19 protein-coding genes are annotated in these 22,389 nt (G+C 56.8%); 6 read left to right on the top strand and 13 right to left on the bottom strand.

Annotated features, from left to right (window positions below; genetic code table 11):
- Positions 1–9 precede the first annotated feature (9 nt).
- Positions 10–1,089 (bottom strand): alanine racemase, encoded by a 1,080-nt coding sequence (alr, locus tag ACWPW2_RS00435; RefSeq protein ID WP_023478382.1) that lies wholly within the window; start codon positions 1,087–1,089, stop codon positions 10–12.
- An 81-nt stretch (positions 1,090–1,170) separates the two neighbouring features.
- Positions 1,171–2,577 (bottom strand): replicative DNA helicase, encoded by a 1,407-nt coding sequence (gene dnaB / locus ACWPW2_RS00430; RefSeq protein ID WP_023478500.1) that lies wholly within the window; start codon positions 2,575–2,577, stop codon positions 1,171–1,173.
- A gap of 61 nt (positions 2,578–2,638) precedes the next feature.
- On the opposite strand from dnaB, the gene ACWPW2_RS00425 reads away from it, so the two are divergent.
- The gene (locus ACWPW2_RS00425; protein ID WP_454121247.1) at positions 2,639–3,622 is read left to right on the top strand and encodes an NADPH:quinone reductase; all 984 of its coding nucleotides are present in this window, start codon (positions 2,639–2,641) and stop codon (positions 3,620–3,622) included.
- Positions 3,623–3,850: 228 nt separating this feature from the next.
- Here ACWPW2_RS00425 and dusA read toward each other — a convergent pair whose 3' ends face one another.
- Both dusA and traF read right to left on the bottom strand, forming a co-directional pair.
- The gene (gene dusA, locus ACWPW2_RS00420) at positions 3,851–4,849 is read right to left on the bottom strand and encodes a tRNA dihydrouridine(20/20a) synthase DusA (RefSeq protein ID WP_454121246.1); all 999 of its coding nucleotides are present in this window, start codon (positions 4,847–4,849) and stop codon (positions 3,851–3,853) included.
- 82 nt (positions 4,850–4,931) lie between these two features.
- Positions 4,932–6,197 (bottom strand): conjugal transfer protein TraF, encoded by a 1,266-nt coding sequence (gene traF, locus ACWPW2_RS00415; protein WP_454123551.1) that lies wholly within the window; start codon positions 6,195–6,197, stop codon positions 4,932–4,934.
- A gap of 330 nt (positions 6,198–6,527) precedes the next feature.
- Between traF and zur the strand changes: the two genes are divergently transcribed.
- On the top strand, positions 6,528–7,043 hold the full coding sequence (gene zur / locus ACWPW2_RS00410; RefSeq protein WP_023478461.1) for a zinc uptake transcriptional repressor Zur: 516 nt from the start codon (positions 6,528–6,530) through the stop codon (positions 7,041–7,043).
- Positions 7,044–7,298: 255 nt separating this feature from the next.
- On the opposite strand, the gene ACWPW2_RS00405 is transcribed toward zur, so the two are convergent.
- The 4 genes from ACWPW2_RS00405 to ACWPW2_RS00390 all read right to left on the bottom strand — a co-directional run bounded on the left by ACWPW2_RS00405 (position 7,299) and on the right by ACWPW2_RS00390 (position 10,143).
- The gene (locus ACWPW2_RS00405) at positions 7,299–7,508 is read right to left on the bottom strand and encodes a CsbD family protein (RefSeq protein WP_023478538.1); all 210 of its coding nucleotides are present in this window, start codon (positions 7,506–7,508) and stop codon (positions 7,299–7,301) included.
- Positions 7,509–7,641: 133 nt separating this feature from the next.
- The gene (dinF, locus tag ACWPW2_RS00400; protein ID WP_454121245.1) at positions 7,642–8,976 is read right to left on the bottom strand and encodes an MATE family efflux transporter DinF; all 1,335 of its coding nucleotides are present in this window, start codon (positions 8,974–8,976) and stop codon (positions 7,642–7,644) included.
- A 75-nt stretch (positions 8,977–9,051) separates the two neighbouring features.
- The gene (gene lexA, locus ACWPW2_RS00395; protein WP_023478391.1) at positions 9,052–9,666 is read right to left on the bottom strand and encodes a transcriptional repressor LexA; all 615 of its coding nucleotides are present in this window, start codon (positions 9,664–9,666) and stop codon (positions 9,052–9,054) included.
- A 108-nt stretch (positions 9,667–9,774) separates the two neighbouring features.
- Positions 9,775–10,143, bottom strand: a complete 369-nt coding sequence (locus ACWPW2_RS00390; protein ID WP_454121244.1) for a diacylglycerol kinase — start codon at positions 10,141–10,143, stop codon at positions 9,775–9,777.
- Positions 10,144–10,275: 132 nt separating this feature from the next.
- Here ACWPW2_RS00390 and plsB point away from each other — a divergent pair, with 132 nt between their 5' ends.
- On the top strand, positions 10,276–12,696 hold the full coding sequence (gene plsB / locus ACWPW2_RS00385; protein WP_454121243.1) for a glycerol-3-phosphate 1-O-acyltransferase PlsB: 2,421 nt from the start codon (positions 10,276–10,278) through the stop codon (positions 12,694–12,696).
- Positions 12,697–13,020: 324 nt separating this feature from the next.
- Here the strand turns inward: plsB and ubiA are convergent, their stop codons facing one another.
- The 5 genes from ubiA to malK form a co-directional block, all read right to left on the bottom strand.
- The gene (ubiA, locus tag ACWPW2_RS00380; protein WP_023478407.1) at positions 13,021–13,893 is read right to left on the bottom strand and encodes a 4-hydroxybenzoate octaprenyltransferase; all 873 of its coding nucleotides are present in this window, start codon (positions 13,891–13,893) and stop codon (positions 13,021–13,023) included.
- 12 nt (positions 13,894–13,905) lie between these two features.
- Complete coding sequence (gene ubiC, locus ACWPW2_RS00375) at positions 13,906–14,403, bottom strand: chorismate lyase (RefSeq protein ID WP_023478465.1); 498 nt, start codon at positions 14,401–14,403, stop codon at positions 13,906–13,908.
- 181 nt (positions 14,404–14,584) lie between these two features.
- Positions 14,585–15,520: a maltose operon protein MalM gene (malM, locus tag ACWPW2_RS00370; RefSeq protein ID WP_454121241.1), complete on the bottom strand. Its 936-nt coding sequence runs from the start codon at positions 15,518–15,520 to the stop codon at positions 14,585–14,587.
- A gap of 109 nt (positions 15,521–15,629) precedes the next feature.
- Complete coding sequence (locus tag ACWPW2_RS00365; protein ID WP_023478404.1) at positions 15,630–16,949, bottom strand: maltoporin; 1,320 nt, start codon at positions 16,947–16,949, stop codon at positions 15,630–15,632.
- A gap of 171 nt (positions 16,950–17,120) precedes the next feature.
- Positions 17,121–18,230 carry a maltose/maltodextrin ABC transporter ATP-binding protein MalK gene (gene malK, locus ACWPW2_RS00360; protein WP_023478364.1) on the bottom strand — a complete coding sequence of 370 codons (1,110 nt, stop codon included), beginning with the start codon at positions 18,228–18,230 and terminating at the stop codon, positions 17,121–17,123.
- Positions 18,231–18,600: 370 nt separating this feature from the next.
- Here malK and malE point away from each other — a divergent pair, with 370 nt between their 5' ends.
- From malE to malG, 3 genes are all read left to right on the top strand, one after another.
- Positions 18,601–19,791, top strand: a complete 1,191-nt coding sequence (malE, locus tag ACWPW2_RS00355) for a maltose/maltodextrin ABC transporter substrate-binding protein MalE (RefSeq protein ID WP_454121240.1) — start codon at positions 18,601–18,603, stop codon at positions 19,789–19,791.
- 124 nt (positions 19,792–19,915) lie between these two features.
- A complete protein-coding gene (gene malF, locus ACWPW2_RS00350; RefSeq protein WP_454121239.1) occupies positions 19,916–21,460 on the top strand; it encodes a maltose ABC transporter permease MalF in 1,545 nt (514 codons plus the stop codon).
- 14 nt (positions 21,461–21,474) lie between these two features.
- Positions 21,475–22,365 (top strand): maltose ABC transporter permease MalG, encoded by an 891-nt coding sequence (gene malG, locus ACWPW2_RS00345; RefSeq protein ID WP_023478487.1) that lies wholly within the window; start codon positions 21,475–21,477, stop codon positions 22,363–22,365.
- Positions 22,366–22,389: the final 24 nt, after the last annotated feature.

The following is a 22,389-nucleotide window of genomic DNA, read 5'->3' as shown; positions in this document are numbered from 1 at the left end:
GCGTTCCTTTTAGTCGATGTAGATAAGGGTCGCCCTTGAGGTCAGGCGCGTAATAAGTTCGTAAGCACTCACATTTGTTGCCTGTGCGATGCGCTCGACGGGTAAGCCTTCGCCCCAAAGCACCACGCGATCGCCGGGTTTATCCTGCGCTTCTGGCCCCAGATCGACGCAAATCATATCCATCGCCACGCGCCCAACAATCGGCACTTCGCGCCCGTTGACCAGCACCGGTGTGCCGGAGGGCGCCGCGCGCGGGTAGCCGTCGCCATAGCCCATCGCCACCACCCCTAAACGGGTATCGCGCGCACTCTGCCAGGTGCCACCATAGCCGACCGGTTCACCCGCCGCATGCTGGCGCACGGCAATCAGTTGCGAGGTTAACGTCATTACCGGCTGGAAGCCAAAATCGCTGCCCCACGGTTTATGGTCGAGCGGCGAAACGCCGTAGAGAATGATGCCGGGGCGCACCCAGTCGAAGTGAGACTGCGGCCACAGCAGCGTGCCGCCCGAAGCGGCAATCGAGCGCATACCCGGCTTGCCTTCGGTAAAGGTGGTAAAGAGATCGAGCTGGCGCTCGGTCGCGCCGCAGTCGGGCTCATCGGCGCGGGCAAAGTGGCTGACGATATTCACCGGCTGGCGCACATTTTTGCACTGGCTCAGCCGGGCGTAGAACGCTTCCGCTTCGTGCGGGTGTACGCCCAGGCGATGCATGCCGGTGTCGAGCTTCATCCAGACATCCACCGGCGCGCTCAGGGTGGCGGCTTCCAGGGCTTCCAGCTGTTCAACGCTGTGGATCACCGTATGCAGCTGATGCTCTGCTACCTGTAGCAAATCGCTGGCGGCAAAAAAGCCTTCGAGTAACAGAATCGGTTGAGTAATGCCCCCTGCGCGCAGTTGCAGGGCCTCTTCAAGACGGGAGACGCCGAAAGCATCGGCATCGGGGAGCGTTCGCGCGGTCTCAAGAAGACCGTGTCCATAAGCGTTCGCTTTCACGACCGCAACCAGTCGGCTGGCGGGAGCCAGTTCGCGCAGGCGTTGCAGATTGTGTCGCAGAGCGCGGCGGTTAACTACTACGGTTGCCGCTTGCATGTTTTTCCTCAAAAACAATTTTGTCGATCGTTCGTGGGCAGGCGCGTTGAATGCACCCGCGGCGCGAAGAGTAACGAAACGTTATTCGTCGTCGTATTGTGGCCCGGCATAGTTATCGAAGCGTGACCACTGCCCATTGAATGTCAGACGTACCGTGCCGATAGGGCCGTTACGCTGCTTACCAATAATGATTTCAGCGATGCCTTTTAAGTCGCTGTTTTCGTGATAAACCTCATCACGGTAGATAAACATGATTAAGTCGGCATCCTGTTCGATAGAGCCCGATTCACGCAGGTCGGAGTTGACCGGGCGCTTATCGGCGCGCTGCTCCAGCGAGCGGTTAAGCTGCGACAGCGCCACCACCGGCACCTGCAACTCTTTCGCCAGCGCTTTCAGCGAGCGGGAGATCTCGGCAATTTCCAGCGTACGGTTATCCGACAGCGACGGCACGCGCATCAGCTGGAGGTAGTCGATCATAATCAGGCCAATGCCGCCATGTTCGCGGGCGATACGCCGCGCACGAGAACGCACTTCCGTCGGCGTCAGGCCGGAGGAGTCATCAATATAGATATTCCGTTTTTCCAGCAGAATGCCCATCGTGCCGGAGATGCGCGCCCAGTCCTCATCGTCGAGCTGGCCGGTACGGATGCGGGTCTGATCGACGCGCGACAGCGACGCAAGGGAACGCATCATAATCTGTTCGGAGGGCATCTCGAGACTGAAGATAAGCACCGGCTTATCCTGCAACATCGCCGCATTTTCGACGAGGTTCATCGCAAAGGTCGTTTTACCCATCGAGGGACGCGCCGCGACAATAATCAGATCCGACGGCTGCAAACCGGCGGTCTTTTTGTTCAGATCGTCATAACCGGTATTCACGCCGGTCACACCGTCATGGGGCTGCTGGAACAGTAGCTCAATACGCGCCACCGTCGCCTCAAGCACATCGGCGATGTTCTTCGGCCCTTCATCTTTATTGGCGCGGCTTTCGGCGATTTTAAACACGCGGGACTCGGCCAGATCGAGCAGATCCTCACTGCTGCGGCCCTGCGGATCGAAACCGGCGTTGGCGATCTCATTCGCTACCGCGATCATTTCGCGCACCACCGCGCGTTCACGCACGATATCGGCGTAAGCGCTGATGTTCGCCGCACTTGGCGTATTTTTTGACAGTTCAGCGAGATAAGCGAAGCCGCCGACAATATCGAGCTGGCCCTGTTGCTCCAGCGATTCGGCAAGAGTAATCAGGTCGATGGGTTTGCCCATCTCCTGCAGGCGGTGCATTTCCGTAAAGATATGGCGATGCTGGCGAGTATAAAAATCCTCGGAAACGACGCGCTCGGCGACGTCGTCCCAGCGCTCATTATCCAGCATTAAACCGCCCAACACCGACTGCTCCGCTTCGATCGAATGCGGAGGCACTTTCATCCCCTCAAGCTTGTGGTCGCGGGGCTCAGTCTGTTTGTTGAAGGGTTTATTTCCTGCCATAGTGAATGGAGTTATCCGGGTAATGAATGGGTTGAGAGATTATCACAGATCAGGAGGAAGCATGGCGACAAGAATTGAGTTTCAACAGCACGGCGGCCCTGAAGTGTTGAAGGCGGTGGAGTTTACGCCCGTTGATCCGGCAGAAAATGAGGTGCAGGTCGAAAACAAAGCCATTGGCATTAACTATATCGACACCTACATCCGCAGCGGTCTCTATCCGCCGCCGGGCTTGCCAAGCGGGCTGGGAACCGAAGCCGCCGGCGTGGTCAGTAAAGTGGGCGCTGGCGTCACGGAGGTGAAAGTTGGCGACCGCGTGGTTTACGCGCAATCGGGGCTGGGCGCATACAGCTCCGTGCATAATGTGCCTGCCGATAAAGTCGCCGTCCTGCCCAACGCCATCTCCTTTGAACAAGCCGCCGCCTCCTTCCTCAAAGGATTGACCGTCTTCTATCTGCTGCGCAAAACCTATGAAGTGAAGCCCAATGAGATGTTCCTGTTTCACGCTGCGGCGGGCGGCGTTGGCCTGATCGCCTGCCAGTGGGCAAAAGCGCTCGGCGCGAAACTGATTGGTACCGTTGGCTCGGCGCAAAAAGCGCAGCGCGCCCAGCAGGCGGGTGCCTGGCAGGTGATCAACTACAGCGAAGAGAGCGTGGTTGAGCGGGTGAAAGAGCTGACCGGCGGTAAAAAAGTGAGTGTGGTATACGACTCCGTTGGTAAAGACACCTGGGAAACCTCCCTCGACTGCCTGCGCCGCCGCGGCCTGATGGTCAGCTTCGGCAACTCCTCCGGGCCGGTGACCGGCGTCAATCTGGGCATCCTCAACCAGAAGGGATCGCTCTATGCCACCCGCCCTTCGCTGAACGGTTACATCACCACGCGTGAAGAGTTGCAGGAAGCGAGCAATGAGCTCTTCTCGCTGATCGCCAGCGGCGTAATCAAAGTGGAGGTGGCTGAGAGCCAGAAGTTTGCGCTCGCCGATGCGCAGCGCGCCCATGAAGCGCTGGAAAGCCGGGCGACCCAGGGATCGAGCCTGCTGATCCCGTAAGTGATTGTGCAGAAAGAATTAGGGCTTCCCGCAGGAAGCCCTTTCTTTTTTAGTTCGGCTGTATTGTAGGGTACAGCGCGATGAATTCGTTACGCCGGAATAGTGACAGATTTACGCGCTAAATCCTATTTGCTTCACCGGGCTGCACGGGGAAATGTTTCAAGGTTGTGACGAAGCGCTCACTCCTTTGCTAACCGATCCCACGATTGCGCAATAAATCTGCACGCCTTAGCGTTTCGACGCCACCAGATTGAGGGCGTGTTCCACCACATTGATATCCGCCCCCGCTTTGTGCGCGTTTTCACTCAGGTAGCGACGCCACTGACGCGCGCCCGGCACGCCCTGGAACAGGCCCAGCATATGGCGCGTGATATGGCCGAGATAAGCTCCCTGGCTCAGTTCGCGCTCAATATAGGGGTACATCGCGCGCACTACTGCCACCGGGTCGGCATCCGGCGTATCGACGCCAAAAATCTCTCTGTCCACCGAGGCGAGGATGCCGGGGTTCTGGTAGGCTTCGCGCCCGACCATCACGCCATCCATATGTTCGAGATGCGCTTTCGCCTCTTCCAGCGATTTGATGCCGCCGTTGATCGACATCATCAGGTGCGGGAAGTCGCGTTTTAGCTGATAGACACGCGGATAATCGAGCGGCGGAATTTCGCGGTTCTCTTTCGGGCTAAGGCCAGAAAGCCAGGCTTTGCGGGCGTGGATCGTGAAGCTTTCGCACTCGCCTTTACCGGCTACGGTGCCAATAAAGTCGCAGAGGAATTCATAGCTATCCTGCTCATCAATGCCGATACGGGTTTTAACCGTCACCGGAATAGAGACAACGTCGCGCATCGCTTTAATGCAGTCCGCCACCAGCTGCGCTTCACCCATCAGGCAGGCGCCGAAACGGCCATTCTGCACGCGGTCAGAAGGGCAGCCGACGTTGAGGTTGATTTCATCATAGCCGCGCGCTTCAGCAAGCTTCGCACAGTGAGCCAGCTGCGCCGGATCGCTGCCGCCGAGCTGCAACGCCACCGGATGCTCTTCGTCGCTGTAGGCCAGGTAATCGCCTTTGCCGTGAATAATCGCCCCGGTGGTCACCATCTCAGTATAGAGCAGCGTGTGGCGCGACAGCAGACGCAGGAAGTAGCGGCAGTGCCTGTCCGTCCAGTCGAGCATCGGGGCAATCGAGAAACGATGAGCGGGAAATGTTGAGGACGGTTTTTCTGGCAGCATGGCGATTATTTGAACATCAAAAGAAAAAGGGGCGCTACTATAGCACAGGCAAAACCGGAGGCGCAGCGCCTCCGGTTAATCCTTAGAATGTCAGGCTCAGCTGCGCACCAGCACCCCAGGTTTCATCTTCGCCCACCAGCCCCATCAGATCGAGATGAACGCGGTTGAACGGCGAGAAGCCAACACCAGCGGTGAAGACATCTTTATCATCGCCTTTCACATCAGCGCGGTAACCGGCACGCACGGCCAGCCAGTTAAGCGGACGCACTTCAGCCCCGACGCCGACATACTGTGAGTTCTTCTCGCTCTTAAAGCCTTTGGTTTCAGTCAGATCGCCGTCAGCACTCAGCGTTACCAGCTCGTTATGCCAGGCGGCACCGGCGGTGACGATCGGGCTAATCTGGTAGGTATCTTTGTAGTTACGCACTTCGCCCGTTCTGCCGTTACGGATGATGGCGTCCTGAGTGTCAATGTTACGCGAGATCAGGTTCTGACCGGTCAAACCGAGCGTCACGTTTTCATTGAGGTCGGCGGCCAGGCCCACGTCAACGTTGAAGCCGGTGTCATCGCGGCGGTAGCGGCTGCTGTTCCAGTCATCGCTGTCGTAGTCATAAATCGACGCCGTGTAGTTGTAGACCCACACTTTTTGCAGCTTCGGCGTTACGCCAACGGAGAGCGGAATGCCGCCCGCGTCAAACTGGTGTGCCAGCGCCACGCCAAAGTCGGTAACAATCGCGCCACGCCCGGAAGCGGTGGAGTTCAGGTTACGGGTGATCTCATCGCTGCCATTTGGCGACAGCGCCGCGCCCAGCGCTTCACGCACCGCAACGGCATCGCTGTTTTGAATGCTGCGCAGGTAATCAATATCCTGCTGATCGATATTGGAGCTTACGCGCGCGTGGGCGTAGGCTTTGGTCACGAAAGCCGCAGAGAGCACATCGTTAGGGATGCTGACCGCAATACCGGCTGCCGCTTTTGCCTGCGCGGTTTTGCCACGCAGCTTAACCAGCTCGTCACCCAAATCTTTGGCCGCATTCTGGAATTGATCGATGGTGCCAAACGGGTTGGTAATAATATCCCGCGCCGTCAGATTATCGACGACATCTTTATACTGATCGACTTTGTCATTGATGTAATCAATTTCGTCGCGCAGATTGTCCTTATCTGAAATTTGTGCCTGTACGCTTGGCAGAATAATGGTGACATCATCTTCCGGTTGCCCCTTCGCCAGCAACGCCGGGTTGATCAGTGCTCCACTGCCATAGTTTGCCGATGCGACGCCCGTTCCACCCATTGCATCGTTACGCGCTTCTGCCCATGTATTGGCTGCTCCCGCCTGATTTGCCATAAAAAAGGAGACAGCAATGGCGACCACCGAAAGTTTCGCATTTATTTTCACAGTATGTTCTCGTAGCCAGATGAGTATTTAAGCCTGTTAGTTTGCGCACAAACAGGAATTTATATTGCTGTGAATAACAGTAGAAAAAGGCACTACCTCTTCCGAACGCTCAGGGCGGCCGGTTCATATTTATAGTGATGGCACTCACTATTTATAGAAGAGGAAAACCGTTTCGGGAAGGAAAGTTCCGAAAGTGTCTTTAAAGTTGGCGGTCTCGGCGTTTCAGGCAGGACATGGTAAAGTGTGAAGCTTCATCTTTTCACCAACCCGAGAGCGCCTATGGATAAGACCACTTCGCAAGAGATGTTAGTGCAGGCTGAAAAGCTGTGCGCGCAGCGCAACGTGCGCCTGACTCCACAGCGTCTGGAAGTTTTACGTTTGCTGAGCCTGCAAAAGAGCGCCATCAGCGCCTACGATCTGCTCGACCTGCTGCGGGAAAGCGAACCCCAGGCGAAGCCGCCCACGGTTTATCGCGCGCTCGATTTTCTGCTTGAGCAGGGTTTTGTGCACAAGGTGGAGTCCACGAACAGTTACGTGCTGTGCCATCTCTTCGATCAGCCGACGCACACTTCTGCGATGTTTATCTGCGACCGCTGCGGCGCGGTTAAAGAGGAGCAGGCGGAAGGCGTGGAAGATATTATGCACGCGCTGGCAGCGAAGATGGGCTTTGCCCTGCGCCATAACGTGATTGAAGCCCACGGTTTATGCGCTGCCTGCGTGGAAGTCGAAGCCTGCCGTCATCACGACCATTGCCAGCACGATCACAGCCTGCAGGTGAAGAAGAAACCGCGTTAGAGATTTTTACTTTTCTTTTTCTGTTTCTGTTTCTGTTTCTGTTTCTGTTTCAGAAAGTAATCCCAAAAGATTTCGCGTTTTAGCAAGGCGGCAAATGAGTGAATCATAGGGAGCATACATAAGTATGTGACCTATGTGAGCGAATGCAGCCAACGCCGATAAAACGTGAAAGATGAAGGGATTAGGGAGGTACATCCTTGTACCTACGGGCAGGGTAGCCTGTGAGGGTTAATACACTTGAGGGGGAAGTGTTGGCTACCAGCGGTATTCGTTACGAGTTTCCCAATCCGTAACTTCCTTCTCCGCTTCGTCTTTCGCGTAACCGTAACGCTCCTGGATTTTACCTACCAGCTGGTCACGTTTACCTTCAATGACGGTCATGTCGTCATCGGTCAATTTGCCCCATTTCTCTTTAACAGTGCCTTTAAACTGTTTCCAGTTACCGCCGACTTCGTCTTTGTTCATAATTGACTCCTTATCGTTCGGTTAAAATGACGTTCTTGCGTGCTGAACGTATTAATTATTGTAGATAAGGATTCGGCGTTCGGTTTTTTATTCGGAATCTTTAACCATAGATGCCAGACGAAGCCGCAGATCTTCATGCATTGTCGGCATTGGCAAACCAGCTGCCGTTGCGCCAGTGATGACGCCAGATCAGCGCCAGCGTAATGCCGCGCAGCGCAAGGAAAACGCCCAGAGAGAGCCATAAACCGTGGTTGCCAAGCCACGGCACCGTCAGCAGGGTCAGGCCAAAACCGGCAGCGGCAACCGCCATACTGTTACGCATTTCAGCCGCGCGCGTTGCACCCACAAACATGCCGTCGAGCAAATAGCACCACACCCCCACCAGCGGCAGTACCACCTGCCAGATGAGATAGTGTCCGGCAACCGCCTGCAGTTCAGGAATGGAGGTCAGTAGCGCAATAATCGTGCTGCCCGCCAGCGCGTAGCTAAGGGCAAAAGCGAGCGCCACAAACCCTGCCTGCCGACAGGCCGCGCGCCAGACGTGCAGCAACTGGCTGCTATCGCGCGCGCCGTAAGCCTGGCCGGAGTGGGCTTCAACGGCATAGGCAAAGCCGTCCAGCGCGTAGGCGGTAAAAGTGAGGAACATCATCAGCACCGCGTTGGCGGCGACCGTTTCGCTGCCAAGACGCGCACCCAGCACGGTGATGGATCCAAAGCAGAGTTGCAGCAGCAGCGAGCGCAGCATGATATCGCGATTGAGCGCCAGCAAACGGCGAACGCCGCCGCGCCAGGCGGATTTCAGCATCACGAGCGAGATAGCCTGTCGGCGTAAAACCTGCCACACCATCAACAAGCCGATAAAGAAGGTGACATATTCCGCGATAACCGTGGCGAGCGCAGCGCCCTGCACATTCATATGCAGGCCCATCACCAGCCAGAGATCGAGAACGATATTGAAGAGGTTGCCGACCACCAGCAGTATCACCGGTGCACGGGCATACTGCACGCCGAGCAGCCAGCCAAGCAGCACCATATTGCCCAGCGAGGCGGGCGCGCTAAGCCAGCGAATGGCAAGGAAGCGCCGGGCCTGCTCCAGCACCGCCTCGCTGCCGCCGGTAATATGCAGCGCCAGGTCGATAAGCGGCGTGCGTAACAGCGCAATGACAACCCCTGCGCCGAGCGCCAGCAGCAGAGGCTGGACGAGCGCACGTGAGAGTGCAGAAGGATTTTTCGCACCAAATGCCTGGGCGGTCAGCCCGGTGGTGCTCATACGCAGAAACAGCAGCAGCATAAAGAGGAAGCTGGTTGCCGTTGCGCCAATCGCCACGCCGCCAAGGTAGACGGGACTATCCAGATGACCAATCACCGCCGTATCAACTAATCCCAGCAGGGGAACGGTGATATTGGATAAAATCATCGGCAGCGCAAGCCGCCACAAAGCTTTATCGGATGCGGTTAACAGCGGCATAGCGTAAGCGTCGTTAAAGGTAGGAAGCGTGGCGCTGCGGCGCGTAACAGGGCGCCACAGCAGAGAAAAGAGGCGTTACAGCCATTCACCGTTACGGATCACGCCGACTGCCAGCCCTTCAATGGTGAAGTTCTGCTTGCGCAGATCGACCACAATCGGGGAAAAGTCGCTGTTTTCTGCCAGCAGCTCAACGGTATTGCCATGTTTTTTCAGGCGCTTCACCGTCACTTCATCTTCGATACGGGCCACGATAACCTGGCCATTACGCGCATCCTGGGTTTTATGCACCGCCAGCAGATCGCCGTCCATAATACCGATATCTTTCATCGACATCCCGCTAACGCGCAGCAGGAAGTCAGCATGCGGTTTAAAGAGATTCGGATCGACCTGATAGTGGCTTTCGATATGCTGCTGTGCCAGCAGCGGCTCACCCGCAGCGACGCGACCGATCAGCGGCAGACCAATATCGTTCTCTTCTTCCAGAAGCAGGCGCAGACCGCGCGATGCACCAGATACGATTTCGATCACCCCTTTGCGCGCCAGCGCTTTAAGGTGTTCTTCGGCTGCATTTGGGGAACGGAACCCCAATTGCTGTGCGATTTCCGCACGCGTCGGTGGCATACCGGTTTGGGTGATGCGATCGCGAATCAGATCGAACACCTCTTGCTGCCTGGCCGTTAATGCTTTCATCCCGCCCCCTGGGTGTATATACAGTTATGCTGTGAGTATATACAGTCAACGGCGATTTTGAAACCACATTTAAGCAAAAATCCAGAGTGTTATAGAATTATGGAAACGCTATCGAAAATGTGACCAAAGAAGCGAGACCCAGGTAAAGACCGCCAGTAAGATTGTCATCAGCACCGCTGCCGAGCCCATATCTTTTGCCCGGCCGGAAAGCTCATGGAACTCAGAGCCGATACGGTCCACAACCGCTTCGATAGCGCTGTTGAGGATTTCGACAATCATCACCAGCGTGACCGAGCCAATAAGCAGGACGCGAGTGATGACATCAATATCCAAAAATGCAGCGATAATAATAGCCAGGACAACGGCGACGCCCTCCTGGCGAAATGCAGCTTCATTAATCCAGGCTGCGCGGACGCCTTTCCACGAATATCCTGCGGCTTTAATGATCCGGATAAAACCGGTGGTATTATTGGCCATGAAAAGAACCTTTTTAACTATTAAGCGTCAATGAGTAGTGGTACACGCAGCGGTACCACAGAAATTATGCGTGCTTTCTGATATTCTTGCGGCGCAATGGCACTATTAATAACCAGAGGCTTTACACCCTTTATGTCCGGCTGGCCACGAATTTACTACAAATTACTGAACTTACCATTAAGCGTGCTGGTAAAAAGTAAATCGATCCCCGCAGAACCTGCACAGGAACTGGGGCTCGACACATCACGTCCTATTATGTACGTGCTGCCTTACAACTCAAAGGCTGACTTAATGACCTTGCGCGAGCAGTGCCTGGTGCATGAATTACCCGATCCCCTCGAACCGCTGGAGATCGATGGCGCGCTGCTGCCACGCTACGTGTTTATTCACGGCGGCCCGCGCGTATTCACCTATTACACGCCGAAAGAAGAGTCGATCAAACTGTTCCACGACTATCTGGATTTACACCGCAGCCATCCCGATCTGGATGTGCAGATGGTGCCGGTATCGGTGATGTTTGGCCGCTCGCCGGGGCGTGAAAAGGGTGAAATCAACCCGCCGTTGCGCATGCTCAACGGTGTGCAGAAATTCTTCGCTGTTTCGTGGCTTGGCCGCGACAGCTTTGTGCGCTTCTCCCCGCCGGTTTCGCTGCGCCGCATGGCGACCGAACATGGTACGGATAAGATCATCGCGCAGAAACTGGCGCGCGTGGCGCGTATGCACTTCGCCCGTCAGCGTCTGGCCGCCGTTGGCCCACGTCTGCCGGCGCGCCAGGATCTCTTCAATAAGCTTTTGTCGTCTAAAGCGATTGCCCGTGCGGTGGAAGATGAAGCGCGCAGCAAAAAGATCTCCCACGATAAGGCGCAGCAGAACGCTATCGCGCTGATGGAAGAGATTGCCGCTAACTTCTCGTACGAGATGATTCGCCTGACCGACCGTATCCTCGGCTTTACGTGGAACCGGCTCTATCAGGGGATCAACGTGCACAACGCCGAGCGCGTACGCCAGCTGGCGCACGAAGGCCATGAAATTGTTTATGTGCCCTGCCACCGCAGCCACATGGACTACCTGCTGCTCTCCTATGTGCTTTACCATCAGGGTCTGGTGCCGCCGCATATTGCGGCCGGGATCAACCTCAACTTCTGGCCCGCCGGCCCGATTTTCCGCCGTCTTGGCGCCTTCTTTATTCGCCGTACCTTTAAAGGCAACAAGCTCTACTCGACGGTGTTCCGTGAATATCTGGGCGAGCTCTTCAGCCGTGGTTATTCGGTGGAGTATTTCGTTGAGGGCGGCCGCTCGCGCACCGGGCGTCTGCTCGATCCGAAAACCGGTACCCTGTCGATGACTATCCAGGCTATGCTGCGCGGCGGCACGCGCCCGATCACGCTGGTACCGATCTATATCGGTTACGAGCATGTGATGGAGGTCGGCACCTACGCCAAAGAGCTGCGCGGCGCGACGAAAGAGAAAGAGAGCCTGCTGCAGATGCTGCGCGGCCTCAGCAAGCTGCGTAATCTCGGTCAGGGCTATGTGAACTTCGGCGAGCCGATCCCGCTGATGAACTACCTGAACCACCATGTGCCGGAGTGGCGTGAATCGATCGATCCGATTGAAGCGATCCGCCCGGCATGGCTGACGCCGACGGTTAACAGCATCGCTGCCGATCTGATGGTTCGCATCAATAACGCCGGTGCGGCGAACGCCATGAACCTCTGCTGTACGGCGCTGCTGGCTTCGCGCCAGCGCTCGCTGACGCGCGAGCAGCTGACCGAGCAGCTTAACTGCTACCTCGAGCTGATGCGCAATGTGCCCTACTCGCCGGACTCTACCGCACCATCCGCCAGCGCCGCCGAGCTTATCGCTCACGCGCTGCAGATGAACAAGTTTGAAGTCGAGAAGGACACCATCGGCGATATCATCATCCTGCCGCGCGAGCAGGCGGTGCTGATGACCTATTACCGTAACAACATTGCGCACATGCTGATGCTGCCGTCGCTGATCGCGGCGATTGTCACCCAGCATCGCGCGATCTCACGCGGCGAAATTCTGCGTCACGTTGAGCTTCTCTACCCGATGCTTAAAGCCGAGCTGTTCCTGCGCTGGGAAAACGCAGAGCTGGCAGAGGTGCTGGATAAGCTGATTCAGGAGCTGGTGCGCCAGGGGCTGATTACCCTGAAAGAGGATCTGCTGAGCATCAATCCGGCACACTCACGCACTCTGCAACTGCTGGCCGCAGGCGCGCGCGAGACGCTGCAGCGTTATGCCATCACCTTCTGGCTGCTGAGCGCCAACCCGACGATGAACCGCAGTACGCTGGAGAAAGAGAGCCGTACGCTGGCGCAGCGCCTGTCGGTGCTGCACGGCATCAACGCGCCAGAGTTCTTCGATAAAGCGGTCTTCAGCACACTGGTACTGACGCTGCGCGATGAGGGTTATATCAGTGATACCGGCGACGCCGATCCGGCGCGCACGCTTGGCGTTTACCAGATGCTGGCAGAGCTGATGACATCGGATGTGCGTTTAACGATTGAGAGCGCGACGCAAGCGGAGTGACGGATGGCGTGTAAACGCTTATCCGGCCTGGGTGGTAACGCTGGAACAGTATGTTCGTTGCCGGATGGCGCTAACGCTTATCCGGCCTACGTAGTAACGCTGGAACTGTATGGGAAGCGCCGGATGGCGTGTTAACGCTTATCCGGCCTGGGCGGTAACGCTGGAACAGTATGTTTGTTGCCGGATGGCGCTAACGCTTATCCGGCCTACGCGGTTTCAGCGGCTCCGAACTCGTAGGCCGGATAAGGCGCAGCCGCCATCCGGCAACTCAGCGCCCGAACCCGTCACCTCAGCGCACGAGCGCACAACCCCGACAAACCCGCGCTATACGTGCAGATAACTCACCGCCAGCCCCAGAAACAGCACCAGGCCAACGTAGTTATTGTTCAGAAAGGCTTTAAAACAGGCATCGCGTTCGCGGCCTGCAATCAACACCTGCTGATAAACAAACAGCGCCCCGGCGACCAGCACGGTGGCGTAATAGATCCACCCCAGCCCGTTCAGCCAGCCGACTGCCGCCATCATCGCCATCACCAGCACCTGCAAAATGCCGATAATCAGCTTGTCGTGACGCCCAAAGAGGATCGCCGTCGACTTGATGCCAATCTTCACATCATCGTCGCGGTCGACCATCGCATATTCGGTGTCATAGGCCACCGCCCACAGGATGTTGGCGAAAAACATAATCCAGCAGCTCAGTGGCACGGACTCGCTGACGGCAGCAAACGCCATCGGTATCGACCAGCCAAACGCCGCGCCAAGCACCACCTGCGGCAGATGCGTATAGCGCTTCATAAACGGGTAGATCCAGGCGAGGCCCAGCGCTGCCACCGAGAGCAGAATGGTCATAAGATTGAGGGTAAGCACCAGCGCAAAAGCCAGCAGCACGAGGATGATAAACAGTCCGCGAGCCTCATTCTCCGTCACCGCGCCGCTCGGCAAAGGACGATTTGCAGTACGCTTTACGTGCCCATCAAACTTACGATCCGCGTAATCATTCACCACGCAGCCGGCCGCGCGCATCAGCCAGACGCCGGCGACAAACACTAACAAAATCCACAGCGGCGGTACGCCAGGTGTTGCCACCCACAGCGCCCACAGCGTCGGCCACAGCAGTAACAGCGCACCAATCGGTTTGTCCGTACGCATCAGCCGATGAAAGGCCAACAGTTTAGTTGGCGTGAGACTCCACTCCATTTTCAGTTCCTCTTAGTACAGCGGTGACGCGGGCAGAAACAGTTCGGTCAACATCAGCGGTTTACCGCCGAGACGCAGGCGGGAGCGCCGCCCCCATAACTGCTCGTGGCGTCCAATATCAATAAAGTCACGCGTAAGTGTAGAAGAGGTGAAAAGATATCGCCCCAGCGGCGTATTCCCCAGCTTTTGCAGCGCCAGTTCCGGGCCGCTCAGGGTTGACTCGGGCACCACGGTACGACCGGCAAGCCACGGCTCGCCGTCGGCGCAGAGCAGGATTTCCCGCAGCCAGTAACGGGCTTCATCGGGCAGATGATCGCGCTCTTCGGCGATCTCATCAGGCGTGACAAACCCCTCGCGGATTAGCGTAACCGTGACCTTTTTGCCCTGTTGTTCAAAACGTTTGGTCATGGAATCTTCCAGCAACAGCCACTCGAGCAGTTGTGGTTCCAGCGCGGGGATTGCGTCCAGGTAGCGCAGCGCACGCAATTGCGTAAGCGCAGGATGTGACATGCCATACTCTCCGGTACATAACGTCGCTGTAGTGTATCGCAGAACCGATGAGTGAGTGGCGGGAAAGTTTATTCGCTTTTCATCCGTGCAACAGTTGCGCAACAGCGCGCGCGCACGGCGGAAAAAAAGGTGCGTCTGGCGACGCACCAGTTACTGCAAGTATCAACAACGTGGGGAGACGTTACCCCTTGCCTTTTACACTGCTGATAAAAGTGGCACGGGCAGTTTTCGACCCGAGACGCTCTGCTTCATTCAATAATTTCAGGGCCTTATCGATATCACCCTTCTCAGCCGCCTGTTTGATCGCCCGGTTAAAGTAGCTCTCGGTATCATTGAGCATCGGCTCGCTTTTCGCCGCAGGAGCAGGAGCAGCAACCGGCGCTGGTGCAGGCTGCGTGTTATAAGCAGGCGCGGCGGTGTTGCCGACCGTCACCGCACTCGGTGCCGAGGAGCCAAACAGCGGGCCAACAAGAATGCTGGACGCGGAAGAGGTGCTGGCTTTCAGCGCCAGTGTGCCGCTGGAGGCATGGCGGGCAATCGGATCCGGAATATCAGGCACCGCGTTACCGTTCCCTTTGGCGTAGGCTTTCGCCGGGTCAACCATTTGTGTGGTCTGACGCAGATCTTTTTCCGTGGTGAACACTAATAAGTAGAGCTTTTGCTGACCCAGCGCAGGGGTCAGCTTCATGGTGCCTTCGAGGCGGTTATCGGACATCACGCCCGGCTCCTGGTAGGCAAAGAAGCTGGAGGGGAAAAAGGCTGCTGGCGACAGATTCTGATCCAGCACCAGCACGTTCGGCGCGAAGACGCTTTCATCTTTGACTTTGCTGCTGAGCGTAATATTCAGTTCGCCGATATTGGCTGGCACGCTGTAGGCCATCACCGGGCCGCTAATGCCGCTGACATTCAGGCGCTGCCCTGCGGCAGAGATATCGTTAGTCACAGTTTGTGACGCATTCACCGGCGTCCACTGCAGTTGCTGAAGCGCGGAGGCAGGAATAGCAGGCGCGGCAGAGAGATCCTGCGGCACGATGTTAATCGCCGCGAAGCTGGTCATCGGCGCAGCCAGCAGGCCAGCTGTGAGGCACAATGCGAGAAGACTCTTTTTCATTTTCATTGTTATCACCTTAATTTCGTTGTGAGCGGTAGCCAGGCAATAGCGCGCTTCACCTAAAATTGAGGGGCTTACGCCCCTCTTTTCATGCATTACAGCGGGTAAAACTTGATTACCACCAGATTTCCATCTGTGCACCGAAGGTCCACTCGTCGTTGTCACCACGGCTGGTGGTGCCAAACGGTGTTATCGTGCCGTTGCTGGCCGCAAACGAAGAGCTGTTGCCGGTAGCATCGGTCTTCACGTAACCCCATTTTTCATCCCACTTGGCGTAGGTGGCGAACACACGAATCGCCGGGCGGGACCAGATGCTGTCGCCAGCCTGCCACTGTTGCGCGAGGGTGATTTTGTACTGGTTGTTGCGATCGCCGGTTTCCTGAGACTTCACATTGTCGTAGCCCACTTCCATCAGGGTGCTCATGATCGGTGTCCATTTGTACATCGGACGCACGCCCACGGTGTACCAGGTGTTGCCGCGGTTGTTATCGCGATCGGTATCCTGATACATACCGACATACATCAGGTCCCACTTCTCTGCGAGGTTGATGGCCCCGTGATCCAGCACGCGGATCAGGTGACCGTCGTTATCCACAGAGCCGCCACGCGCCTGGCCTTTACCCTGAGAAATCATTGAGTTGGTGGCGTACTGCACCACGAACTTGTTGTAGCCCTTCATCATGCTCTGGGTATGTTCAGCGGTGAACATCCAGCCATCTTTCGAAGCGCCCGGCTCGAGGTAGTAGTCATCCGGAATGTTGGTATGGCCGTAATCCACGCCCAGTTCCAGCACACCGTCCGGGTTGGTTTGCAGACCGGCTAAGCGCACATCGAACACATCGTTAGGCACGTCGTTGTTATAGGTTCTGATGCCCGTCGTAGGATCGCGATCGCCGAAGGCAGAAGAGCCGCCGGATTCAGAGGAGCGTGTCGCGGCCAGAGAGAGTTTACCGATGCCAACGTCAATGTTTTCAAGACCTGCACCCGGGCCGGAGATATCCCAGTAGTAGAAGTCGATCATGTGTACGTCATGACGCTGATAGAAGCGTTTACCGGCCCACATGTTAGCGCCCGGCAGCGCGTCGATCAGGTTTTTACCCACGACGTTAAATTCACGCACGGCTGGCGTGTTGCTGTCTTCCCAGTCATTCAACTGAGCGGTTTTGTAGGCGATATTGGAGTCGAAATAGAAGCTTTTATCAGCGTCTTTCCACACTTCCTGACCTAATTTAATTTCAGCGTAGGTTTCGCATTCGTTACCGAGACGGTATTTGGCATCCGCACCGGTGGCCTGGAAGCACTGCTGCTCGCCGCCGCTGCCGGTCCAGCCAATGCCGGAACGTGCATAACCTTTAAAATCAACAGCGCCCGCCTGAGCAGACAAAATGCCTGCCGTAATGGCGATTGCCAGAGGAACTTTGCGCAGAGTAATCATCGTTCTATCTCCTGAGAGCTTGCTTTTCTTTTTTTACACGCCCCCGTCCGGCTAACGCTTTGTTGGCTGCCGTATTCACCCGTGCGCCTACGTTTGTAAGCGCACAAAGTGCATGCCGTTGCCGCCTCGACATCATGCGAATGGCTTTGTGTAATCTCTTTGTGGGGTAGCTTAAACGCCAGGTTCTTTATGCAACCGGCGGCAGGCGGTGCCATCTTCACGGAACAGATGGCAACGCTCCGGCGGTAAGCCGATGGCGAATGTGGCACCCTCTTCTACCAGCACCACGTCGTTCTGGCGGTAGACCAGGTTCTGACGTATTGCGGGGATCTGGATATGAATCTGTGTTTCGTGACCAAGCTGTTCGACGACCTGAACAGTGCCGGAGAGCGTGACATCGGCGATATCGCTGGGCAGCAGATGCTCCGGGCGAATACCGAGCGACATATTGGCGCCGACCTGCACGTTCGCGCTGTCAACCGGCAGCCACACCTGCTGGCGGTTTGGCAGCTCAACCTGCACCTGTTCAATCGCCGTGGCGGTCACTTTTACCGGCAGGAAGTTCATCTTCGGCGAGCCGATAAAGCCAGCAACAAAGCGATCTGCCGGGTAGTGATAAAGCTCCAGCGGCTTGCCGACCTGCGCCACGCGCCCGGCGTCCAGCACCACGATTTTGTCCGCCAGCGTCATCGCTTCGACCTGATCGTGGGTGACGTAAATCATCGTGCGGCGCAGGCGCTTGTGCAGACGGGAGATCTCAATACGCATCTGCACGCGCAGCGCGGCATCAAGGTTAGAGAGGGGTTCATCGAGCAGAAAAACGCGCGGCTCGGCCACCAGCGTACGGCCAATTGCCACACGCTGACGCTGACCACCGGAGAGCGCCTTCGGTTTACGCTCCAGCAGATGCCCGAGTTGCAGCACTTCGGAGACCTGGGTGACGCGCGATTTGATTAAATCTTTTTTCGCGCCCGCGAGCGTGAGGCCGAATGACATATTGTCCGCCACCGACAGATGCGGGTAGAGCGCATAGGACTGGAACACCATGCCGATACCGCGCTCAGCGGGCGGCACGTCGTTCATGCGGGTATCGCCAATCAGCAGATCCCCGCTGGTAATCGTCTCCAGCCCGGCAATCATGCGCAGCAGCGTTGACTTACCGCAGCCTGACGGGCCGACAAACACGACGAACTCACCTTCGTGAATGTCCAGACTGATATCTCTCGATACCACCACATCGCCCCAGGCTTTCGTGACATTTCGCAGCTGTACGCTCGCCATCCCCATCTCCCTTCGTTACAACCTGATACCAACGGATACATTCAAAGTGGCCTGACTATGGCGTAAGGATTTTTCCGGCGAATCCTCCACCCCCTGCGTTTTTTATGGGGGAGGAGATGGGAGGATGAGACGCGCTGCTCTGCCCCCCCGGCGAGCGGGCGGCGGGTAAATTCGTGACCGGCTTTGCAAAAAACGGCGCATTTTTATGTGCGCTGCGACACATAACAAAAATCCCTGTAACAGAGATCACACAAATCGCCCCAGGGGCGTAGGGGCGGGGATGATGAGAAGCGCTTGCCAAAAAAGGAGACTACTCCCGTCAAACCACCTTATGCGTATTCACGAGCACATCATCTAAAGGACGGGATATATGAAAATCAAAACAGGCGCACGCATCCTCGCATTGTCCGCAGTGGCAACGATGATGTTCTCCGCCTCTGCCCTTGCCAAAATCGAAGAAGGTAAGCTGGTTATCTGGATTAACGGCGACAAAGGCTATAACGGCCTGGCCGAAGTGGGTAAAAAATTCGAGAAAGATACCGGCATCAAAGTGACCGTTGAGCACCCGGACAAGCTGGAAGAGAAGTTCCCGCAGGTTGCAGCGACTGGCGACGGCCCGGATATCATCTTCTGGGCGCATGACCGTTTCGGTGGCTACGCACAATCTGGTCTGCTGGCAGAAGTGACGCCGGACAAAGCCTTCCAGGACAAACTGGTTCCCTTCACCTGGGACGCGGTGCGCTACAACGGCAAGCTGATCGCCTACCCGGTCTCCGTAGAATCCCTGTCGCTGATTTATAACAAAGATTTAGTGCCGAACCCGCCGAAAACCTGGGAAGAGATCCCGGCGCTGGATAAAGCGCTGAAGGCGAAAGGCAAGAGCGCGCTGATGTTCAACCTGCAAGAGCCCTACTTTACCTGGCCGCTGATCGCCGCCGATGGCGGTTACGCCTTTAAGTATGAAAACGGCAAATATGATGTGAAAGATGTCGGCGTGGATAACGCAGGCGCGAAAGCTGGTCTCAGTTTCCTGGTGAAACTGATCAAAGACAAGCACATTAATGCCGATACCGACTACTCGATTGCCGAAGCCGCGTTTAACAAAGGCGAAACGGCGATGACCATCAACGGGCCGTGGGCGTGGACCAATATCGACAAGAGCAAGATCAACTACGGCGTCGCGCAGCTGCCAACCTTCAACGGTAAACCGTCGAAAACCTTCGTCGGCGTGCTGAGCGCAGGCATCAACGCCGCCAGCCCGAACAAAGAGCTGGCGAAAGAGTTCCTTGAAAACTACCTGCTGACCGATGAAGGCCTGGCGGAAGTGAACAAAGACAAACCGCTCGGCGCGGTAGCGCTGAAATCCTATCAGGATCAGTTAGCGAAAGATCCGCGCATCGCCGCCACCATGGCGAACGCCAAAACCGGTGAAATCATGCCGAATATCCCGCAAATGTCCGCCTTCTGGTACGCCACCCGTACCGCGGTGCTCAATGCCGTGACCGGTCGCCAGACCGTAGATGCGGCGCTGAAAGATGCGCAGGGCCGCATCACTAAGTAAGAACGTAACGGCCCTGTTCCTCACGGAGCAGGGCTAACTGGACAGGCTGTATACATGCCAGATTTCACGCTGCCTCGCCAACAACGAAGCGGCGTGGAAAATGGTGTGTAGAGAGGACACTCCCATGGATGTTGTAAGAAAACGCCACTGGTGGCAAAGCTCGCAGGTTGCATGGGCCGCCATCGCAGTGATCGGGCTGCTGGTGGCTTACCTTGTCGTCATGATGTATGCCCAGGGGGAATACCTTTTTGCCATCACCACGCTCGTGCTGAGTTCGGCGGGCCTCTACATTTTTGCCAATCGTAAAGCCTACGCCTGGCGCTATGTCTACCCGGGTCTCGCGGGGATGGGGCTGTTCGTCCTCTTCCCGCTGATTTGCACCATCGCCATCGCCTTTACCAACTACAGCAGCACGAATCAGCTCACCCAGGAGCGCGCGCAGCAGGTGCTGCTCGATCGCTCATATCAGGCGGGCAAAGCCTATAACTTCGGGCTCTATCCGGACGGGGATAAGTGGCAGTTAGCGCTGACGGATGGCGAGAGCGGCAAACACTATCTCTCCGACGCTTTTAAACCCGGCGGCGAACAGCAGCTGAAGGTTAAAGAGGTCGATGCGCTGCCTGCGGGCGAGCGCGCAAACCTGCGTGTGATTACGCAAAACCGCCAGGGGCTGAACCAGCTCACCGCGGTACTGCCGGATGAGAGCAAAGTGGCGATGAGTTCGCTGCGCCAGTTCTCCGGCACCCGTCCGCTCTATCAGGTTGAGCAGGACGGCACGCTGCTAAATAACCAGAGCGGCGTCAAGTATCGCCCGAACAACCAGACCGGCTTCTACCAGGCGCTTAACGCTGACGGCAGCTGGGGCAGTGAGAAATTGAGCCCCGGTTATACCGTCACTATCGGCTGGGATAACTTCAGCCGCGTCTTTACCGATGAAGGTATTCAGAAACCGTTTATCGAGATTTTTATCTGGACGGTGATCTTCTCCATCCTCACCGTGGTGCTGACGGTAGCGGTCGGCATGGTGCTGGCCTGCGTCGTGCAGTGGGAGTCGCTAAAGGGTAAGGCTGTCTATCGGCTGCTGCTGATCCTGCCTTACGCCGTGCCGTCGTTTATCTCGATCCTGATCTTTAAAGGGCTGTTCAACCAGAGTTTTGGTGAGATCAACATGATGCTGAGCGCGCTGTTCGGCATTAAACCGGCGTGGTTTAGCGATCCGAATACCGCCCGCGCGATGGTGGTGATCGTCAACACCTGGCTCGGCTACCCCTACATGATGATCCTCTGCATGGGTCTGCTGAAAGCGATCCCGGAAGATCTCTATGAAGCCTCGGCAATGGATGGCGCCGGGCCGTTACAGAACTTTTTCCGCATCACCTTCCCGCTGCTGATAAAGCCCCTGACGCCGCTGATGATCGCCAGCTTTGCCTTTAACTTTAACAACTTCGTGCTGATCCAACTGCTGACCAACGGCGGGCCGGATCGCATCGGCACCACCACACCGGCGGGCTATACCGACCTGCTGGTGAGCTACACCTACCGCATCGCCTTTGAAGGCGGCGGCGGCCAGGACTTCGGTCTTGCGGCGGCAATCGCCACGCTGATCTTCCTGCTGGTGGGCGCGCTGGCCATCGTCAATCTGAAAGCCACGCGCATGAAATTCGATTAAGGAGGAGGAAAACTATGGCTATGGTGCAGGCGAAATCGCAAAAGCTGCGGCTCTTTTTCACCCATGCGTTACTGCTGCTGTTTATCGCCGCGATTATGTTCCCGCTGCTGATGGTGATCGCCATTTCACTGCGTGAAGGCAACTTCGCCACCGGCAGCCTGATCCCGGAGCGCATCTCCTGGGAGCACTGGCGGCTGGCGCTGGGCTTTAGCGTTGAGCATGCCGATGGGCGCGTCACTCCGCCGCCCTTCCCGGTGCTGTTATGGCTGTGGAACTCGGTGAAGATCGCCGTGATTACCGCCATCGGCATTGTCGCGCTCTCCACCACCTGCGCCTACGCCTTTGCCCGTATGCGTTTTCGCGGTAAAGCGACGCTGCTGAAAGGGATGCTGATTTTCCAGATGTTCCCGGCGGTGCTGTCGCTGGTGGCGCTCTATGCCCTGTTTGATCGTTTAGGCCAGTACATTCCGTTTATTGGTCTGAATACGCACGGTGGGGTGATCTTCGCCTATCTCGGCGGGATCGCACTGCATGTCTGGACGATCAAGGGGTATTTCGAAACGATCGACAGCTCGCTGGAAGAGGCCGCCTCGCTGGATGGCGCGACGCCGTGGCAGGCGTTCCGCCTGGTGCTGCTGCCGCTGTCGGTGCCGATTCTGGCGGTGGTCTTTATTCTGTCGTTTATTGCGGCCATTACCGAAGTGCCGGTCGCCTCGCTGCTGCTACGCGATGTCGACAGCTACACGCTGGCGGTGGGGATGCAGCAGTATCTCAACCCGCAGAACTACTTATGGGGCGATTTCGCCGCCGCGGCGGTGCTCTCCGCCATCCCGATTACCCTGGTGTTCCTGCTGGCGCAGCGCTGGCTGGTCAATGGCCTGACGGCTGGCGGGGTGAAGGGCTAAATTTCATCGTTGTCATACCCTTGT

The organism is Kosakonia sp. Marseille-Q7440 (assembly GCF_965119485.1).
Note: the sequence above shows the minus strand (reverse complement) of the source record. Positions and strands in the feature narration are given on the sequence as shown.

Bases quoted from the DNA above. Each gene is read 5' to 3' on its own strand.
- ACWPW2_RS00405 (WP_023478538.1), bottom strand. From the start codon at position 7,508: ATGAACAAAGACGAAGTCGGCGGTAACTGGAAACAGTTTAAAGGCACT.
- lexA (WP_023478391.1), bottom strand. From the start codon at position 9,666: ATGAAAGCATTAACGGCCAGGCAGCAAGAGGTGTTCGATCTGATTCGC.
- alr (WP_023478382.1), bottom strand. From the start codon at position 1,089: ATGCAAGCGGCAACCGTAGTAGTTAACCGCCGCGCTCTGCGACACAAT.
- malE (WP_454121240.1), top strand. From the start codon at position 18,601: ATGAAAATCAAAACAGGCGCACGCATCCTCGCATTGTCCGCAGTGGCA.
- ACWPW2_RS00425 (WP_454121247.1), top strand. From the start codon at position 2,639: ATGGCGACAAGAATTGAGTTTCAACAGCACGGCGGCCCTGAAGTGTTG.
- traF (WP_454123551.1), bottom strand. From the start codon at position 6,197: ATGGCAAATCAGGCGGGAGCAGCCAATACATGGGCAGAAGCGCGTAAC.
- malK (WP_023478364.1), bottom strand. From the start codon at position 18,230: ATGGCGAGCGTACAGCTGCGAAATGTCACGAAAGCCTGGGGCGATGTG.
- ACWPW2_RS00390 (WP_454121244.1), bottom strand. From the start codon at position 10,143: ATGGCCAATAATACCACCGGTTTTATCCGGATCATTAAAGCCGCAGGA.
- malF (WP_454121239.1), top strand. From the start codon at position 19,916: ATGGATGTTGTAAGAAAACGCCACTGGTGGCAAAGCTCGCAGGTTGCA.
- ACWPW2_RS00365 (WP_023478404.1), bottom strand. From the start codon at position 16,949: ATGATTACTCTGCGCAAAGTTCCTCTGGCAATCGCCATTACGGCAGGC.
- dusA (WP_454121246.1), bottom strand. From the start codon at position 4,849: ATGCTGCCAGAAAAACCGTCCTCAACATTTCCCGCTCATCGTTTCTCG.
- dnaB (WP_023478500.1), bottom strand. From the start codon at position 2,577: ATGGCAGGAAATAAACCCTTCAACAAACAGACTGAGCCCCGCGACCAC.
- plsB (WP_454121243.1), top strand. From the start codon at position 10,276: ATGTCCGGCTGGCCACGAATTTACTACAAATTACTGAACTTACCATTA.
- malG (WP_023478487.1), top strand. From the start codon at position 21,475: ATGGCTATGGTGCAGGCGAAATCGCAAAAGCTGCGGCTCTTTTTCACC.
- dinF (WP_454121245.1), bottom strand. From the start codon at position 8,976: ATGCCGCTGTTAACCGCATCCGATAAAGCTTTGTGGCGGCTTGCGCTG.
- zur (WP_023478461.1), top strand. From the start codon at position 6,528: ATGGATAAGACCACTTCGCAAGAGATGTTAGTGCAGGCTGAAAAGCTG.
- ubiC (WP_023478465.1), bottom strand. From the start codon at position 14,403: ATGTCACATCCTGCGCTTACGCAATTGCGTGCGCTGCGCTACCTGGAC.
- malM (WP_454121241.1), bottom strand. From the start codon at position 15,520: ATGAAAATGAAAAAGAGTCTTCTCGCATTGTGCCTCACAGCTGGCCTG.
- ubiA (WP_023478407.1), bottom strand. From the start codon at position 13,893: ATGGAGTGGAGTCTCACGCCAACTAAACTGTTGGCCTTTCATCGGCTG.